17 protein-coding genes are annotated in these 17,381 nt (G+C 68.1%); 7 read left to right on the forward strand and 10 right to left on the reverse strand.

Annotation, left to right across the window (positions count from 1 at the left end; genetic code table 11):
• The first annotated feature begins 110 nt into the window (after window positions 1-110).
• Both IGS68_RS09540 and IGS68_RS09545 read left to right on the forward strand, forming a co-directional pair.
• A complete protein-coding gene (locus tag IGS68_RS09540; RefSeq protein WP_247881255.1) occupies window positions 111-428 on the forward strand; it encodes a hypothetical protein in 318 nt (105 codons plus the stop codon).
• Window positions 429-485: 57 nt separating this feature from the next.
• Entirely contained in the window at window positions 486-1,340 is an 855-nt protein-coding gene (locus IGS68_RS09545) for a DUF4743 domain-containing protein (RefSeq protein WP_201079306.1), read from the forward strand.
• 12 nt (window positions 1,341-1,352) lie between these two features.
• Here IGS68_RS09545 and gluQRS read toward each other — a convergent pair whose 3' ends face one another.
• A complete protein-coding gene (gluQRS, locus tag IGS68_RS09550) occupies window positions 1,353-2,192 on the reverse strand; it encodes a tRNA glutamyl-Q(34) synthetase GluQRS (RefSeq protein ID WP_201079308.1) in 840 nt (279 codons plus the stop codon).
• 144 nt (window positions 2,193-2,336) lie between these two features.
• Between gluQRS and IGS68_RS09555 the strand changes: the two genes are divergently transcribed.
• Both IGS68_RS09555 and IGS68_RS09560 read left to right on the forward strand, forming a co-directional pair.
• Window positions 2,337-2,999, forward strand: a complete 663-nt coding sequence (locus IGS68_RS09555) for an alpha/beta hydrolase (protein WP_201079310.1) — start codon at window positions 2,337-2,339, stop codon at window positions 2,997-2,999.
• Window positions 3,000-3,196: 197 nt separating this feature from the next.
• Window positions 3,197-3,760 (forward strand): HNH endonuclease, encoded by a 564-nt coding sequence (locus IGS68_RS09560; RefSeq protein WP_201079312.1) that lies wholly within the window; start codon window positions 3,197-3,199, stop codon window positions 3,758-3,760.
• Window positions 3,761-3,871: 111 nt separating this feature from the next.
• Here IGS68_RS09560 and IGS68_RS09565 read toward each other — a convergent pair whose 3' ends face one another.
• From IGS68_RS09565 to IGS68_RS09605, 9 genes are all read right to left on the reverse strand, one after another.
• Entirely contained in the window at window positions 3,872-4,516 is a 645-nt protein-coding gene (locus IGS68_RS09565; RefSeq protein ID WP_201079314.1) for a demethoxyubiquinone hydroxylase family protein, read from the reverse strand.
• A gap of 18 nt (window positions 4,517-4,534) precedes the next feature.
• The gene (locus tag IGS68_RS09570) at window positions 4,535-5,041 is read right to left on the reverse strand and encodes a disulfide bond formation protein B (protein WP_201079316.1); all 507 of its coding nucleotides are present in this window, start codon (window positions 5,039-5,041) and stop codon (window positions 4,535-4,537) included.
• Between the two features lie 31 nt (window positions 5,042-5,072).
• Window positions 5,073-5,654, reverse strand: a complete 582-nt coding sequence (locus IGS68_RS09575; protein ID WP_201079318.1) for a YqaA family protein — start codon at window positions 5,652-5,654, stop codon at window positions 5,073-5,075.
• A 133-nt stretch (window positions 5,655-5,787) separates the two neighbouring features.
• Window positions 5,788-7,014 carry an MFS transporter gene (locus IGS68_RS09580; RefSeq protein ID WP_201079320.1) on the reverse strand — a complete coding sequence of 409 codons (1,227 nt, stop codon included), beginning with the start codon at window positions 7,012-7,014 and terminating at the stop codon, window positions 5,788-5,790.
• 112 nt (window positions 7,015-7,126) lie between these two features.
• Complete coding sequence (locus IGS68_RS09585; RefSeq protein ID WP_201079322.1) at window positions 7,127-10,252, reverse strand: efflux RND transporter permease subunit; 3,126 nt, start codon at window positions 10,250-10,252, stop codon at window positions 7,127-7,129.
• Between the two features lie 32 nt (window positions 10,253-10,284).
• On the reverse strand, window positions 10,285-11,520 hold the full coding sequence (locus IGS68_RS09590; protein ID WP_201079324.1) for an efflux RND transporter periplasmic adaptor subunit: 1,236 nt from the start codon (window positions 11,518-11,520) through the stop codon (window positions 10,285-10,287).
• 10 nt (window positions 11,521-11,530) lie between these two features.
• Entirely contained in the window at window positions 11,531-12,184 is a 654-nt protein-coding gene (locus tag IGS68_RS09595) for a TetR/AcrR family transcriptional regulator (RefSeq protein ID WP_201079326.1), read from the reverse strand.
• A 156-nt stretch (window positions 12,185-12,340) separates the two neighbouring features.
• Window positions 12,341-13,609: a fasciclin domain-containing protein gene (locus IGS68_RS36155; protein WP_201079328.1), complete on the reverse strand. Its 1,269-nt coding sequence runs from the start codon at window positions 13,607-13,609 to the stop codon at window positions 12,341-12,343.
• 95 nt (window positions 13,610-13,704) lie between these two features.
• Window positions 13,705-14,631, reverse strand: coding sequence for a LysR family transcriptional regulator (locus IGS68_RS09605; RefSeq protein WP_201079330.1), 927 nt, complete (start codon window positions 14,629-14,631; stop codon window positions 13,705-13,707).
• 145 nt (window positions 14,632-14,776) lie between these two features.
• Here IGS68_RS09605 and wrbA point away from each other — a divergent pair, with 145 nt between their 5' ends.
• The 3 genes from wrbA to IGS68_RS09620 all read left to right on the forward strand — a co-directional run bounded on the left by wrbA (window position 14,777) and on the right by IGS68_RS09620 (window position 17,367).
• Window positions 14,777-15,379, forward strand: a complete 603-nt coding sequence (wrbA, locus tag IGS68_RS09610) for an NAD(P)H:quinone oxidoreductase (RefSeq protein WP_201079332.1) — start codon at window positions 14,777-14,779, stop codon at window positions 15,377-15,379.
• A 104-nt stretch (window positions 15,380-15,483) separates the two neighbouring features.
• Window positions 15,484-16,431, forward strand: a complete 948-nt coding sequence (locus IGS68_RS09615) for a glutathione S-transferase family protein (RefSeq protein ID WP_201079335.1) — start codon at window positions 15,484-15,486, stop codon at window positions 16,429-16,431.
• Window positions 16,432-16,569: 138 nt separating this feature from the next.
• On the forward strand, window positions 16,570-17,367 hold the full coding sequence (locus IGS68_RS09620) for a protein phosphatase CheZ (protein WP_201079337.1): 798 nt from the start codon (window positions 16,570-16,572) through the stop codon (window positions 17,365-17,367).
• The last annotated feature ends 14 nt before the right edge of the window (window positions 17,368-17,381 follow it).

The raw sequence follows: 17,381 nt of genomic DNA on the forward strand, positions 1-17,381 counted from the left end.
GCAGCCTTCATAGCGATCATCGCGCGAATTAGCGGCCCGGTCCTCCTCTGAGGGCCGGGGTACTCAACCGCTGACCCAGCCAGACGATATCGCATGAAGGATAGCCTTCGATGGCCATGCCCACCCTGTCGGCACCCGGTGCCGAAACCCGCCCTTACGATGCCGACACGACCGCCTGCTTCTCGGTGCAGGCTTCCGCCGATCCCGGTGTGATGCCGCGCGTTCTCGAGCTTTTCGCCAAGCGTGGATTGGTTCCGACTTCCTGGCATAGCCGGGTCGGCGGCGTTCGGGATGACGAGTTGATCATCGACCTGCAGATGCACGGCATGGTGCGGAGCGAGGCCGAATACGTCGCCGCCTGCCTTCGCCAGATCCCCGACGTGGACACGGTGCTGACGTCGGAGCGGTTCCGGGCCGCCGCGGAATAGGGGCCGCACCGGACAAAACAGCGTGACGAACGCCGTGGGCGGGGGTTTAATCCGCCCATGACCAGTTACCTGCATCACATCCGCGCCTGCAACACGCACGATCTGTCGGACTTCCGCCCCTTCCGGGTGGGAGGGGATCAGGTGGGATGGGTGCGCCACGCCCTGGCGGACCATCTCACCCGCTTCGACGACGTGTTCGACGTCGGTCAGGACGGGATTTTCCTGCGCGAGACTCTCGGCACGTTCGCTGCGCGGTCGGAGGCCATGGCCCGGGTCCTCGACGCCCTGGTCGCCGACGGCACGATCCAGCGCCTCCGCCGGGAAGCCTATCCCGTGGTGACGGCCTGGGGAGCCGAGCCGCTGCTGAAGATCGACCGATCGGCGGTAGCCTTCTTCGGCATCCGTTCCTTCGGGCTCCACATCAACGGCTTCGTCCGGCGACCGGATGGGCTGCATCTTTGGGTCGGCAGGCGTGCCACCGACCGCAGGATCGCTCCGGGCAAGCTGGACAACCTGGTTGCCGGCGGCCAGCCCTACGGGTTGTCTCTCGACGAGAACCTCGTGAAGGAGGCGGAGGAGGAGGCCGGCCTGTCCGCGGACGCCGCCCGCCGCGCCGTGCCCGTCGGCGCCGTATCCTATATGATGGAAAACGAGGCCGGGCTGAAACCCGATACCCTGTTCCTCTACGACCTGGAACTGGCAGAGGACTTCACGCCCAGGAACACCGACGGGGAGGTGGAGGAATTCATGCTGTGGCCGCTCGATCAGGTGGCCGCCCGCGTTCGCGACACCGACGACTTCAAGTTCAACGTGAACTTGGTGATCATCGACTTCCTGGTGCGCCACGGCTGCCTGAAGCCCGAGCAGCCCGACTACCTGGACCTCGTCATGGGTCTGCGGCGCCCCCTCTAGGGAACTTCCCCTTCACGGAAATCCCGCCATGGCCCTGACCTCCGCCGGGGTCCGGCCGGCGGCGCGGAGCGCCCGGAGCGACACCGCCCTGTCTCGCTTGGCGAGCCGTTCGCCGCGCTCGTTGGTCAGCAAACCGTGGTGGTGATACTCCGGCGTGGGATATCCCAGCAGCGCCTGCAGCAGCCGGTGAAGATGGGTGGCGCAGAACAGGTCCTTCCCGCGAGTCACCAGGGTCACGCCCTGCAGATGGTCGTCCACGGTGACGCTGAGATGATAGCTGGTCGGCACGTCCTTCCGGGCCAGGACGGCGTCGCCCAGGACCCTGGGCGTGGCCGGTACCATACCGGCGGCGCGGTCATGCCAGGTGAGCGGCCCCGCCGAGTCCGACGCACGGGCGACGTCGATCCTCACGGCGAAAGGCAGGCGCCGGGCGATTCGGTCCGCTCGTTCCCCTGCCGTCAGCGCGCGGCAGGTGCCGGGGTAGAGCGGGCCGTCCGGTCCGTGGGGGGCGTGCCCGGCGCGCGCGATCTCCTCCTCGATCTCCCGGCGCGTGCAGAAGCAGGGATAGGTCACGCCGAGACTGTCCAGGCGTTCCAGCGCCGCGCGGTAATCGTCCAGATGCTCCGACTGGCGGCGGACCGGTCGGGGCCAGTCCAGGCCGAGCCATTCCAGGTCCTCGATCAGGTCGCGCTCGAACTCCGGCCGGCACCGGGCCGGATCGATGTCCTCGATCCGCAGGAGGAAGCGTCCGCCGTGATCGACTGCCGCGTGCCAGCCGAACAGGGCGGAATGGGCATGGCCCAGGTGGAGATGCCCGGTCGGGCTGGGGGCGAAGCGCGTGACGATGCTCATGGCCCCCTCATGTGGCCCTGCGGCTCGTGCCTTGCCAAGCCCTTCCTGTCCAGGGCGTCTGTGTGGGAAGCGCCGCCGTTCAAATCTCCGTTGGTAGTTCGTAGGGAGATTGACAGGACGAATGGGGTTGGTCAAAACACACCCATGAGCGACCTTGCCAAACTCTCGGGACCCGGCGTCCCGCCCGCGTCCGGTGGACCCGCCCGCCAGCTCGTGATCCTGCTGCACGGAGTCGGCGCCGATGGCGACGACCTGATCTCGCTGGCGGATTATTGGAGCGCCCTGCTTCCGGATGCCGAGTTCATCTCCCCCAACGCGCCCGACCGGTGCGACATGTCGCCCTACGGCTATCAATGGTTCAGCCTGCTGGATCGTTCGATGTCCGCCATGACGGCGGGGGTCAAGCGGGTCGCTCCGGTGATCGACGCCTACATCGACCAGGCCCTTGCGGAACGCGGCCTCACGGCGGACAAGCTGGCGCTCGTCGGGTTCTCGCAAGGCACCATGACGTCCCTTTACGTGGCGCTCCGCCGGTCCGACTCGGTCGCCGCCGTCCTGGGCTATTCCGGCGCGCTGCTCGCTCCCGATCTGCTGGCGGGGGAGATAAAGTCCCGTCCGCCGGTCCTCCTGGTCCATGGCGATGCCGATCAGGTGGTGCCGCCGCAGGCCCTGCCGGCCGCGCAGGCTGTCCTTCAAGCCGCCGGCGTTCCCGTGGAGGTCGAAGTCCGGCCCGGCCTGGGCCACGGAATCGACCAGGACGGCCTGACCCGCGGCGGTTTCTTCCTGAAACGGGCGCTTTTGGGATGACCCGCACGCCGTAGGCTCCGGCCCGTCCGCCCGCGTGGATGGGCCAGTTGGTACGACGCACCGTTACAGCATCATGAAGTTGGGAATGTCCGGCGGTCCAGCTTGTTGAGTTTGGGTCGAGGATGCTCTATGAGAGAAGCGCATCCAAGTCAGGCGCTTGGGCCTGACAGGCAAGGGAACCAGAGGAGGGCGTGGGCTTGGCACCACCACCCGATCACTGTCCGGCGCTGGTACTGAATGCGGATTTCCGTCCGCTGAGCTACTTCCCTTTGTCCTTGTGGTCCTGGCAGGAAGCGGTCAAGGCCGTCTTCCTCGACCGCGTGAACATCATCTCCGAATATGACCGGGTCGTCCGATCTCCCAACTTCGAGATCAAGCTTCCCAGCGTGATCTCGTTGAAGGAATACATCCCGGCGGCCCGCCGTCCCGCCTTCACCCGGTTCAACGTCTTCCTGCGCGACAGGTTCTCGTGCCAGTACTGCAACGAGCCGTTCCCGACCCAGGAGCTGACCTTCGACCACGTGATCCCGCGGTCGAAAGGCGGGCGAACGACGTGGGAGAACGTCGTGACGTCCTGTTCGGCGTGCAATCTCAGGAAAGGGAACAGGCTACCCAACCAGTGCGGCATGGTACCGTTAATGCCGCCCTTCCAGCCGACGGCGCACCAGCTTCAGGAAAACGGACGATCCTTCCCGCCAAACTTCTTGCACGAAAGTTGGCGGGATTTTCTTTACTGGGATACCGAACTCGACCCGTTCTGACCGCTTCGGCCGCCCGGGAAGTGCTGGGGAGCGTAGGTCGGCGTCACACGACTTGTCAGGACCACCGTGCAGCCATGACCGATTGCCGCGCAATATCGACAGGCACCGATCTCAGAAGCGCTGGGCCGCCCAGATCGCGGCGCGCGACCCCGCCTTGATCAGGCCGGTCAGCACCTGATAGGCCGGCGCCTGCTCGGCTTCGTGGGCCAGGCCGATGTCCCGGTGCTCCAGTTCCTCGGCGCGGAACTTCTCGATATAGCCCTTCAGCTCCGGCTCGGTGTCGCCGAGCTGCTCTGCCTGCTGGGCATAGTGCTCGTCGATGACCTCCTCGACCGCGACCGTGCAGGCCATGGCGGCGCGCTGGCCCATCAGCGCCGTGGCGGCGCCCAGGGCGAAGCCGGCGACGTGCCACAGCGGATGCAGCGCGGTGGGCCGTACGCGGCGTTCGACGATCAGCCGGCTGAAGGTGTCCAGGTGTTCCTGTTCCTGCTCCTGCATGTGGCGGATGGTCTTGGCGGCGGGAGAGTTCCGCAGCACGGCCAGTTGTCCCTCGTAGATCCGCTTGGCGCCGTACTCGCCGGCATGGTTCACCCGGATCATGCGGGCGAGCTGCTCGCGGATCTCGGGATCGCCCGGCAGGTAACGGGGACGGGACGGCTTCGGCGGCCCGGCCTCGTCGACCCGGCCGGGAGACGCTTCGATCAGCGGGATTTCGTCACGGCCCGTCGGCTGCGGCCGTTCGTTGGTCAGGGTCATCGGTCTCTCCTCTTCCTCTCAGCGCGCCGCAGAAGCGGCGCGGCCGGCGGCGGCCAGGGCGATCGCCGCCAGCACGAGCGAGATCAGGATATTGTATCCCGCCATGGAAATGCCAAACAGCGACCAGGCGACCTCGTCACACCGGACGACGGGAGTCGCCATGATCTGCGCGCGGAGCGCCTCGACCGAATCGGCCGTTCCCGTGACGCCGCATCCCGGCGTTCCCGTCCACCAATGCTGTTCGACGCCGACATGGAAGACCGCGATTCCGCCGCCGATCAGCAGGGCCACGCCGCACAGGGCGAGAAGCGCCGCCCGCGCCTTCGGTGAGCGGGCCAGCAGCAGCGCCGCTGCCGCCAGGACGATCACGGCGACATAGGGCCAGCGCTGCCAGATGCAGAGCACGCAGGGCTGAAGCCCGACGACGTACTGGAAGAAAAACGCGGCCAGCAACGATCCGATGCCGGCTCCCAGCAGGAACAGCGCGGGCAGGCGGGGGGCGGACAGGGCGTCTGACGTGTTCATGGTGTCCGATGGCGAAGACGGGCCGGGGGCATCAGACCATGTACCGTACGGCCACGAATCCGCCCAGCAGCAGCAGGAAGAACGCCGTGGCGAGAATGCCCAGGTTTTTCTCGATGAAGGTGCGGATCGGCGGCCCGAAATACCACAGCAGCCCGGCGACCAGGAAGAAGCGGGCGCCGCGCGATACGGCCGACGCGATCATGAAGATGGCGAAGTCCAGGTGGGTGACCCCGCTGGCGATGGTGATGACCTTGTAGGGGAACGGCGTGAAGCCGGCGCCGGCGACGATCCAGAAGCCCCACTCGTTATAGAGCGCCGCGAACTGGTCCATCTTGTCGGTGTAGCCGTACAGGTTCATCACCTGTTGGCCGATCGCGTCCCACAGGAAATAGCCGATCAAGTAGCCGAAGGCTCCGCCCACGACGGAGGCGATCGTGCAGACGGCGGCGATCGCCCAGGCCCGGTCGCGGCGTGCCAGCACCATCGGCATCAGCAGGGCGTCCGGCGGTACCGGGAAGACCGAGCTTTCGATGAAGGAGATGAACCCCATCGCCCACATGGCATGGCGATGACCCGCAAGGCGCATCGTCCAGTCGTACAGCGGTCTGATCACGGAAAGGCCACCCCATAGCAGTTTGCCGGCCCGCATGGCGGCGTCCGGTATCCGCGGTCGTGTCTAACAGTCCGCTGCAGTGCACGCAATCGGCACGATCGTCGCTTGGCACGGCGCTTCGAGCTTACCGTCCTTACGCAGCCGCTCCGGCGCGCCGCCGCACGGCAGGGACCGTCAGCGCCGCCGCCGCCAGCACGCCGGCGGCACTCCCCATCGCGATGCCGTCGAAGCTGCCCTGCCGGTCGAGCAGCCAGCCGAACAGCCCCGGGGACAGGGCCGTCGCCAGAACGGTGACCGACACCGACAGCGACCGGATCGCTCCCAGGTGGCGGGTTCCGTACAGTTCGGCCCAGACGGCCGCGACGATGATCGCGCTGATCCCGGCCGTGATCCCGGCCAGCGCCATGAAGCCGGCCGCGGCCAGCGGATCGGCGGTGGAGGAAAGCACGAGCAGGGCCGCCGCCAGCGGCAGCAGGTAGAATGGCATCAGGCGAACGGCGCCCAGGCGGTCGATCAGGGGACCGACGGTCAGCGACGTGACGATGGTGGTCCCGGCGTAGAGCGCGAAGCCGGCGGCGAAGAGGGACAGCGGCCATCCCTTCGACTCGACCAGGGCTATCTGGTGGAAGAACACGCCGGTGTTGATGAAGCCGGGGGCGAGCAACGCCGGCAGCACCATGTAGAATCGGGGGTCGCGCAGCACCTCCGCGCGCGTCCAGTCCCGGGCCGCCACCGGACGGGTCGATGGCGAGGATCCGGCGGGGGACGGCTCGGGCGCGGCTGGCTCCGAGCGGGGCAGCCAGAGCAGGACCGGCAGCACCACCGCCAGAAGGACGCCGGCGCAGGCCGCCCAGGCGCTCCGCCAGCCCAGCAGCGCCAGGGCGGTCACCATCACCGTGGGCAGCAGGGCCTCCCCGGTCGGGTGGCCGAGCGCCGCGAGGCTCAGCGCGGTACCGCGGCCGGTGTCGAACCGGCGGGCCATGGTCGTGAAGGCGGTATGCGGCATCAGCCCCTGTCCGGCGAGCCGCAGGCCGAACAGCGCCAGCACCAGCAGGACCGCGTGGCCGGCGGTCGCCATCCCGATGCAGGCGGCGGCCAGCGCCAGGCAGACGGCGGTCACGTAGCGCCGCAAGCCGGTGGTGTCGATCCAGCGGCCCGCCCAGATCAGCGCCGTTGCGCTGCCCAGGGTCGCGATCGAGTAGAGCAGGCCGAATTCGGCGTTGGTCAGGCCGAATTCCTCGCGGATGTAGCCGCCGGACAGCGAGATGAAGAATGTCTGGCCGAAGCTGGAGAACAGGGTCAGCAGGAAGCCGAAGGCGAGCATCCGCCCATGGGCGGCGATGAAGGCGAGATAGCTCAAGGGGAGTGGACCGGCGGAATGGCTGAGGGGCGCATGACTGTTTGGCATCAAACGATGAAGGGTGCGCCGACATCGGTCAACGCACCCTTCGTCATGGCAGCTCCCCGATGTCCTACTCCGCCGCGTGGCGGACCGGCAGGGCCGGCGCCGGATGAGGCGCGCCGTGCGGGTCGTCCTCCTCCCGGGGTCCGACGAATCGGCCCAGCACGCTGCCGACCCGTTCCGACAGCCCCTCCATGATGGTGTAGAAGCTGGGCACGAAGATCAGCGACAGCACGGTGGAGACCAGCAGGCCGCCGATCACCGCGATCGCCATGGGCGCGCGGAACTCGCCGCCGTCGCCGGCTCCCATGGCGCTGGGCAGCATGCCGGCCGCCATCGCGATGGTGGTCATGATGATCGGCTGGGCGCGCTTGCGGCCGGCGTCGATGATCGCCTCGATCCGGTTCATGCCCTTCCGTTCCTGTTCCACCGCGAAATCGACCAGCATGATGGCGTTCTTGGTGACGATGCCCATCAGCATCAGGATGCCGATCACCACCGGCATGCTGATCGGGTTGCCCGTCAGCAGCAATGCGATGATGACGCCGCCGATCGACAGCGGCAGCGACAGCAGGATGGTGATCGGCTGGAACACGTTGTGGAACAGCAGCACCAGCACGCCCAGCACCATCAGGAGGCCGGCGCCCATCGCGGCTGCGAAGCCGGCGAAGACCTCGCCCATGATCTCGGCGTCGCCGCTCTCCTGGATACGGGTGCCGGCCGGCATGTCCCGGACCTCCGGCAGCGCCTTCACCCGGGCGAGCGCGTCGCCCAGCGTCAGGCCGCCGGTCAGGTCGGCCCCGATCAGCACGCGCCGTTCCCGGTCGTAGCGCTCGATCGACGAGGGACCCTGGCCGAATGAGATGTCGGCCAGCGACATCAGCGGCACGGCGACCCCCGCCGTGTTGGGCACCGCCAGCGTCTCGATCAGCCGCAGGTCGTGGCGGGCCTGGGTGTCGAGCTGGACGCGGATGGGGATCTGGCGGTCGCCCGCATTGAACTTGGCCAGGTTGGCGCCGATGTCGCCGATCGTGGCGACCCGCACCGTCTCCGAGATCGTTTCGGGCGAGACGCCGTGGCGGGCGGCCTCGTCCAGGCGGGGCAGGACCCGGATTTCCGGCCGGTCCAGCCCGGCGCTGGCGGCGGCGTTGGAGAAGCCCGGCTCGCGCCGCATCGCCGCCTCGATCGAGGCGACCGCCTCGCCCAGGGCCACGCCGTCGTTGCCCATCACCGTGATCGACAGCTCGCGCTCGCCGCGCTCGTTGACGTACCAGGCACGGATGTCGGGCACCTCGGCCAGGCGGCGGGATATTTCCCCCTCCACCTGCTTCTGGGTCATCTCGCGCTCGCCCTTCGGCGTCAGCATGACGAACAGCGCCGCCTTGCGAACCTCGCGGCCGGCACCGGTCGGGGTCGTGCCGCCCATCGCGAAGACCGACTTGATCTCCGGCATCTCGCGGAGCGTCGTGGCGATCCGGTCGGTGGTCCGGGCGGTGTCCTCCAGCGTGGCGCCGGGCGGCAGTTCGACCGAGACGACGGAACGGGCCGCGTCCTCGGCCGGGATGAACCCGGTGGGCAGCAGCGACGTGCTCCAGATGGAGACGGCGAAAAGCCCGACGCCGGCCAGCAGCGTCATCCACCGCCAGCGGAGCGTGACCCTCAGGAACCCGGTATAGGCCCGCATCAGCGCGCCGTCGCGCTCCGGCCGGGGCGGGTGGGCGCGCATCAGGTAGGCCGCCATCATGGGCGTGATCAGCCGGGCGACCAGCAGGGAGAACAGCACGGCCACCGCGACCGTCAGGCCGAACTGCTTGAAATACTGGCCGGGAATGCCGCCCATGAAGCTGACCGGGGCGAACACCGCGACGATGGTCAGCGTGATCGCGATGACCGCCAGGCCGATCTCGTCCGCCGCATCCATCGCGGCGCGGTAGGGCGACTTTCCCATGCGCATATGGCGGACGATGTTCTCGATCTCGACGATCGCGTCGTCCACCAGGATGCCCGTCACCAACGTGATCGCCAGCAGGCTGACCAGGTTGAGCGAGAAGTCCATCATGCTCATGACCCAGAAGGCCGGGATGATGGAAAGCGGCATCGCGACGGCGGCGATCAGGGTCGCGCGCCAGTCGCGCAGGAACACCAGGACGACGATGATGGCCAGGGCCGCACCTTCCAGCAGGGTGCCCATGGCGGCTTCGTAGTTGCCCTCGATATAGTCCACCGTGTCGTCGATCAGCGTATAGCTGACGTCGGGGTGGGCTTCCGACAGCCGGGCAAGCTCCGCCTCGACCACCCGGGCAACCTCGACGTTGCTGGCCCCCTTGGATCGGAACACGCTGAACGAGACGACCTGCTGCTCGCCGTTCAGCTTGGCGAAGGACCGCGGCTCCTCGTATGAATCCACCACCTCGCCCAGGTCGGACAGCCGCACCTCGCGCCCGCCGGGCAGCACGATGCGGGTCTGGCGCAGGTCGTCCAGCGTGCGGGCGCCGGCCAGCGTCCGGATCGCCTGCTCCTGGCCGCCCAGTTCGCCGCGGCCTCCCCCCAGGTCGATGTTGGTGGCGCGGAGTTGGCGGTTCACGTCGGCCGCGGTGATGCCCAGCGACATCAGCCGGTCGGGGTCGAGCTGGATCTGGATCTCGCGCTCGACGCCGCCGATCCGGTCGATCCGGCCGACGCCCTTCAGACCCTGGAGCTTGCGCCTGACCACGTCGTCCACGAACCAGGACAGCTGCTCCAGCGTCATGCCGGGAGCGGAGGCGGCGTAGCTCTGGATCGCCTGGCCCTCCACGTCGATCCGCTCGATGATCGGCTCGTCGATGGTGCGCGGCAGGTCGGCGCGGATCTTGGCGATCGCGTCCTTCACGTCGTTGACCGCCCGGTCGGTGTCCACCTCCAGCCGGAACTCGATCGCGGTCGTGGAGGTGCCGTCGGTGATCGTCGAGGTGACGTGCTTGACGCCGGTGATGTTGGCGACCGCGTCCTCGACCTGCTTGGTGACCTGGGATTCCAGTTCGGACGGCGCCGCCCCCGACTGGGTCACGGTGATCGAGACGACCGGCACGTCGATGTTGGGAAACCGCGTGATCGGCAGCGACTGGAACGACACGATCCCCAGCAGCATGACCACCGCGAAGAACACCAGGGCCGGGACCGGACTGCGGATCGACCAGGCGGAGACGTTGAGCGACATGGGACGGGCTCCCGCTTCTCTCTTGGGAACGCTTAAGGGACGCTGCTGGTCTGCACCGCCGATACGGCGGGAGGATGCGGCACCGGGGTTACCCGGTCGCCGTCGCGGACGAAGGTGCCGGACACGGCGATCACGTCCTCTCCCGGGGCAAGCCCGTCACGGATCTCGGCCTTGCCCTCGGCCTTCAGCCCGACGATGACGGGCCGGGTTTCCACGATGCCGTCATGTACCACCTGGATCACGGAACCCTCCGGCCGGTTGAGCACGGCCGACAGCGGCACCAGGATGCCGTCGCGGCGGTCCACCTCGACGGCGCCGCGGGCGAAGGCCCCGACCGCCAGGCCGGGGACGCTGTCAACCGTGAGCCGCACCCTGCCGAGGCGGGACGTGCGGTCGACCTCGGGGGAGACCAGCCGGACCCGGGCGGGAACCGGATCGGTCATGCCGGCGGGACGGACCTGGGCGGGCTGGCCGACGCGCAGCCGGGCGAGCGCCGTCTCCGGCACGGCGGCCTCGACCTCGATCGTGCCGTTGCCGATGATCCGGAACAGCGGTTCGCCGCCGGGGGAGACCAGCGCACCCAGCTTCGCCTCGCGCCGGCTGATGATGCCGGCGGCGGGGGCCTTGATCTGGGTGCGGCCGATGCGAACCTCGATCTCGCGCTGCTGGGCCTCGGCCAGGTCCCTGTCGGCCTGCGAGACCCGCAGGGCGTCCTCGGCGACGGCCACCCGGGCGCGGGCCACCAGGGCCGCCGCCTCGCGCTGCTCCAGCGCCTCCTGCGAGGCGTTGCCCCGCTCCTGGAGGGTGCGGGCGCGCTCGAAGGCGGCCTCGGCTTGGCGCGCCTGGGCATTCGCCTCCGCGATCTGGTTGCGGGCCTGGGCGATGGCCGCCATGGCGCGCGTGATCGATGCCCTGTTCTGCGCCGCCTGGGCATCCAGCATGTCGCGCGACAGGCGGGCCAGGACCTGGCCGCGCTCGACCCGATCGCCTTCCTCGGCGAGCAGTTCGGTGATGGCGAGGCCGTCGATCTCCGGTCCGACCAGGACCTCGTCCCGCGCGACCAGGGTGCCCGTCATCAGGATCGTCTCGGCCAGGGTGCCGGCCTGGGCCTTGACCACGCTGACGCTGGGCGGCTTGGGAACGACGGCGGCGGGTTCCGCCGCGAGGGCGGACGAGGCGGCGGGGAGCGTGGCTGCTGACCAGCCGAGCAGCGCCGCGCCAAGCAGCAGCTTGCCCATGGACGAGAGGCGGTCGGGTGCTCGGGGCATGGTCTTGGCCTTATTCGGAGATGGGAGGCGGAGTGGGAGGGGCGCCTGGCCGCAGGAATCGTTCCAACAGGGTGTCGAGAACGGCGTCGATCCTGTCGTCGGTCATGAAATCGGCCATGGGCCGGTGGGCGATGATGCCGTCGCCCATGGCCATCAGCAGCCGGACGGTGACGTCCACGTCGATGCCGGGATCGACGGTGCCCTGTTCGATCCCCCGGCGAAGCGCCTTGGCGCACGCGGCGTGGGCCTCGTTTATGTTGCGCTCGAACATGGCGCGGATCTCGGGATTGCGCAACGCCTCGGCGATGATCTCGGTGCAGAGCGCCGGCGCCTCCCGGCCATGCATCTCGCGCAGGAAGGCGCGCGCAAGCGCGCACAGGCCGCGCACCGGATCGTCCGTCCGCTCCAGGACTTCGAAGATCTCGGCATTGCGGACGCGGTCGGCCTCCGCGATGGCGGCGATGATCGCTTCCTTGCTGCGGAAATAACGGTACAGGTTGCCTGCGCTCATGCCGGCCTCGGCGCAGATATCCTGCATGCTGGCCTTATGGAAGCCCGACCGCGCGAAGCAGGTCATGGCGGCAGCGAGGATGCGCTGCTGCTGCGCCTCCCGCAAATCCGCCGTCGTCGTTGAGGCAGGGTCTTCCTTGACGCTTGGTGCCATTGCCGCCGTGCTGCCGTCTATGCTGAGAGTGAACGTTCATTCACTCACTGATCTACGCCGATCGCGAACGGGCGTCAAGTGCGACAAATGCAAACAAAAAGGGCCGGCGTTCGGAGCGCCGGCCCTGGAAAGGTCGTTTGGGGTTGCCTGCTGTCCTTACTGGACGAGGGCCTCCTGCACGTTCTCGGGCACCAGCACCTGGTCGATGCCGTGGACGAAGCCGTTGCCCGTACGGATATCGCCGACCGTTATCGAGGCCGGATCCTGGTTCGAACGGTCGGCGGTCCGCTGCTGGCCGCCATCGGTCTGGCCGCCCGTCGCGGCCCCGGACCCGTCGGTCATCGCGGTCTCGGCTTGGCGGAGCTGGAGCAGCGCGTCGTCGACGGCCTGGCGGGCGGCGTTCCGGTCGTTGGCCTGCACGGCCTGATCGGCGCGGGCGATCGCGGAACTCGCCTGCTCGAGGGGGGCCCGGTTCGGCTGCTGGGCCTGGGCCAAGCCGCGGTCGAGCGCCTGGCGCGCGGTCGAGATCTGGTCCTGGACGGCCTCCATCTCCTGGCCCTCGCCGCCCAAGGTCTGGTTCGCGTTCTCCAGCGCGGTGCGGGCGTCACGCACTTCCGACATGGCCGCAGGCTCGGAAGCAGCGGTTTGGGAAGCCGCCGTCTGGTTCGCGGTCTGGCCCTGGGCCGGCGGCTGGGGAGCGCCGATGCTGAGGCGCGGGCGGCCGTTGGTCATCGAAACGTCGATCGGCCCGCCGCCCATCGCGTTGATTTCCTGGGGGATCTGCGTCGAAGCGATGCTCTGGTTCTGGACCACGTGCTGGGACAGCACGGTGCGGAGCTGGTCGCGGTTCTGCTCCTGCGTCAGCTGGTCGCGGACGTTCTGGGGCAGCTTCTCGAAGGCCGCGTTGGTCGGCGCGAAGATCGTGTAGGGACCCGACTGGCTCAGCGTCTCGGCCAGGCCGGCACTCTCGATCAGCCCGACCAGGGTGCTGAACTGGCGGTTCTCCCGCAGCGCCGCGACCACGTTGTCGGCCTGGATGGGGGCCTGCTGCGGGTCGGCGCCGTTCCGCGCGGTGCCCTGGCCACCTTGTCCACCCTCGCCGCCGAGGATGGCGGGAAGCGGAGTCGTCCTGGTGACCTGCTGCCCGCCCGGAAGCATCTGCTCGAGATCGGCGAGGATCTGGCGGCACTCGTTCAGTTGACCGTCGCTCTGCGCCTCCCGGGCCCGCTGGAGCATCAGCTCAGCCTCGGCCTTCTGCTGACCCTGGAGCTGGTCCACCCGGTTACCGACCTGCCCGATCTCGAGCTGCGTGCAGGAAGCCGGTTGCAAGTCCTGGGTGCTGCCGGGGGATGTCTGGGCATGGACCGATCCCATTGTCCCTGCGGTAAGCGCGATGATCGCCGCGCCGAACATAAGCCTGTTCATATCCTCATCCTCCGCGTTTTGTCTCTTGACAAGCATCGAGCCTGTTGACCGCTACAACAACGGAGCGAAGAGAAGGGTTCCCGCGGGAGGCCGGGTCATCCCCCGGTCAGCACATGAAGCGAGGCGTCCCAGTAAGGCACCGGGCCGAACCGTCCGGCCAGGAAATCGACGAAAACCCTGACCTTGGGCGACAGGTGGCGGCCGTGCGGATAGACCGCGTGGACCGCGCCGTCCCCGGCGGCGAAGTCCATCAGCACGACGTCGAGATGGCCGCGGGCGATCTGCTCGCCGATGATGAAGGTCGGCAGGATCGCGATGCCATGGCCGCCGACGGCCGCTTCCCGCAACACCTCGCCGTTGTTGACCCGCAGCGTGCCGGAAACCTTCACCGACCGCACCTCGCCGCCGACCCGGAACTGCCACTGGTCGGCCAGCGGTGCGTTGGTGTAGATCAGGCAATTGTGGCCGCCCAGGTCGTCGGGATGGGCTGGGCGCCCGTGTTCCCTGAAGTAGCCGGGACTTCCCACGACGACCCGCCGGTTCGGGGCGAGGCGCCGGGCCACCAGGCTGCTGTCGCGCAGCTTGCCGATCCGCACCGCGACGTCGTAGCCCTCCTCGATCAGGTCGATGTACCGGTCGTTGAGGTCCATCTCGATCTCCAGGCCGGGATGGCGGCGCAGGAACTCGGCGATGGCGGGCGCGATGTGCATCATGCCGAACGACATCGGGGCATTGATCCTCAAGGTGCCGCGTGGCTGCGCGTGCAGGTCGGCGACGGCGCGCTCGGCCTCCTCCACGTCGGCCACGATCCGCGTGCAGCGGTCGTAGAAGGCCTGCCCCACCTCGGTCAGGCTGAGGCTGCGGGTGGTCCGGTTGAGCAGCCGGGCTCCCAGGCGGTTCTCCAGGTCGGCCATCCGCCGGCTGACCGCCGACTTCGACAGGCCCAGCCGCTCCGCCGCGAGGGTGAAGCTGCGGCAATCCACCACCCGGATGAACACGCACATGTCGTCCAGCCGGTCCATGCGTCCAACCCGCCGTATTGTTGCGTCTTGCAGAACAATGAAGTGAGATTATCAGCGATTATCAGGTCCAACGCAACGCGTTACCTGTTGTGGCGTCGGCGCGGTTGTCCGGTGCCGACGGATCCACCCAGAAGGGAGACGAGACATGGCGAAGGTCCTGGTCCTCTACTACAGCAGCTATGGTCACATCGAAACCATGGCCGGAGCGGTCGCCGAAGGAGCCCGCTCGGTTCCCGGCACCGAGGTGACGGTCAAGCGGGTACCCGAGCTGATGCCGCCGGAAGTCGCGGCCAAGGCCGGCGTCAAGCTGGACCAGGCAGCCCCGGTCGCGACTCCGGCGGAACTCGCCGACTACGACGCCATCATCTTCGGCACGCCGACCCGCTTCGGCAACATGGCGTCGCAGATGCGCAATTTCCTCGACCAGACCGGTGGCCTGTGGGCGCAGGGCAAGCTGATCGGCAAGGTCGGCAGCGTCTTCGCCTCGACCGCGACCCAGCACGGCGGGCAGGAGAGCACCATCCTGTCCTTCCACACCACGCTGCTCCACCACGGCATGGTCATCGCGGGCCTGCCCTACAGCTTCGCCGGCCAGACGACCCTGGACGAGATCGCCGGCGGCTCGCCCTACGGCGCGACCACGATCGCGGGCGGCGACGGCTCGCGCCAGCCCAGCGCGATCGAGCTGGAAGGCGCCCGTTTCCAGGGCCGGCACGTCGCGGAGATCGCAGCAAAGCTGCACGGTTGATACCGCAGCAAAGCTGCACGGCTGATGTTGAAGACCCGTGCTCCCGGTCCGGCCGGGGGCACGGTACCGGATCGCAACGCAACGCAACGCTGGAGGAGACCACCATGGGTTTGCTGATCGACGGACGCTGGCACGACCAGTGGTACGACACGAAATCGACGGGAGGGGCCTTCAAGCGGCAGGAGAGCGCATTCCGCGACCAGGTCACGGCCGACGGCTCGTCGGGCTTCAAGGCCGAACCGGGACGCTATCATCTCTATATCTCGCTGGCCTGTCCTTGGGCGCACCGGACCCTGATCTTCCGCAAGCTGAAGAAACTGGACGACGCGATCTCGGTCTCGGTGGTCGAGCCGCTGATGCTGGAGAACGGCTGGGAACTGGCTCCCGGCGCGGATCCGGTGAACGGCAAGCGCTTCCTCTACGAGGTCTACACCGAGGTGAAGCCCGACATGAGCGGCCGGGTGACCGTGCCCGTGCTGTGGGACAAGCAGAAGCGGACGATCGTCAACAACGAATCGGCCGAGATCATCCGGATGCTCAACACCGAATTCAACGCCTTCGGCGATCCCTCGTCCGACTATTATCCGGCCGATCTGCGCGGCGAGATCGACGAGATCAACGCCTATGTCTACGACCGGGTCAACAACGGGGTCTACAAGGCCGGCTTCGCGACGGACCAAACCGTCTATGAGCGTGCGTTCGACCAGCTCTTCGAGGCGCTAGACGCGCTGGAGGAGCGCCTGGGCCGCCAGCGCTACCTGGCCGGCGACCGCCTGACCGAGGCCGACTGGCGGCTGTTCACCACCCTGGTCCGGTTCGACGCGGTCTATGTCGGCCATTTCAAGTGCAACCTGCGCCGGATCGAGGACTATCCGAACCTGTCCAACTACCTCCGCGAGCTCTATCAGGTGGACGGAGTGGCGGATACGGTCAGCTTCGAGCACATCAAGCGGCACTACTACGGCAGCCACAAGACCATCAACCCGACAGGCATCGTGCCGAAGGGGCCGGCGCTGGACTATGGCGCTCCCCACGACCGAGACCGGTCCTGAAACGGTTCCAAAGGATCCGGAGCGCTGCGGTTCAACCGGAATGCGACGTTTCGCATGCGACGTGTTAACCTTCGATAAAGTGTATACGTCGATACTCTGCCCCTGTTGTCCCGCACCAGCTTCGCAGAGATCGACGGCATGTCGGCCAAGCCATTCACCGCAGAACTGCAACGCCGAGGCCTGCCTTTCCGGCACGGGGCGTCGGCCGACCTGGAAACCGTCGCTAAGCCGGAGCTTGCTGTCCCGGTTCCCGTTCCGACAGCCACGCCCGCGGAGCTGATGGCGGCGATCGACCGGATCGAGCGGCGGCTCGACGAGTTGGCGGCGCTCCAGCCGGTGCTGGAGCCGGTCCCCGCGCCGGGACCGGCCCCCGCTCCCGGACCGGCCCCCGCCCCTGGACCGGCCCCCGCCCCTGGACCGGCCCCCGCCCCTGGACCGGATGTGGCCGACCTGCAGCAGCGCATCCAGGCGACCCATATCGAGATCGCGGCCCTGCGTCATCCCAAGGCGGAACAGGACAGGCTGGTGGTCGCCGGGGAGGAGTTGGCGGCCATCGTCAGCGCCACCGAGCATGCAACCAACGGCGTGCTGAGCGCCGCCGAACTGATCGAGCGGACGGCGGTCAAGCTCAAGGCCAAGACCGACGATCCCGAGGGTAAGGCCGACCTCGACGGGATCATGGAGGCCGTCGTGAGCATCTTCGAGGCTTGCAACTTCCAGGACATTACCGGCCAGCGGATCGGCAAGGTCGTGCGGACGCTCGACTTCATCGAGGAGCGGGTCGTCAACATGATTCAGACCTGGGGCGCCGAGGCCTTCGCGAACCTGCCGGCGTCGGTCGAGGTCCCGGTGGCGGATGAGGCGAAGCTGCTGAACGGACCGCAACTCCAGGGCAAGGCGATCAGCCAGGCGGAAATCGACGCCCTGTTCGGCTGATCGGGGGCGCGCAG

The sequence above is a fragment of the Skermanella sp. TT6 genome (assembly GCF_016653635.2).
Taxonomy (GTDB): domain Bacteria; phylum Pseudomonadota; class Alphaproteobacteria; order Azospirillales; family Azospirillaceae; genus Skermanella; species Skermanella cutis.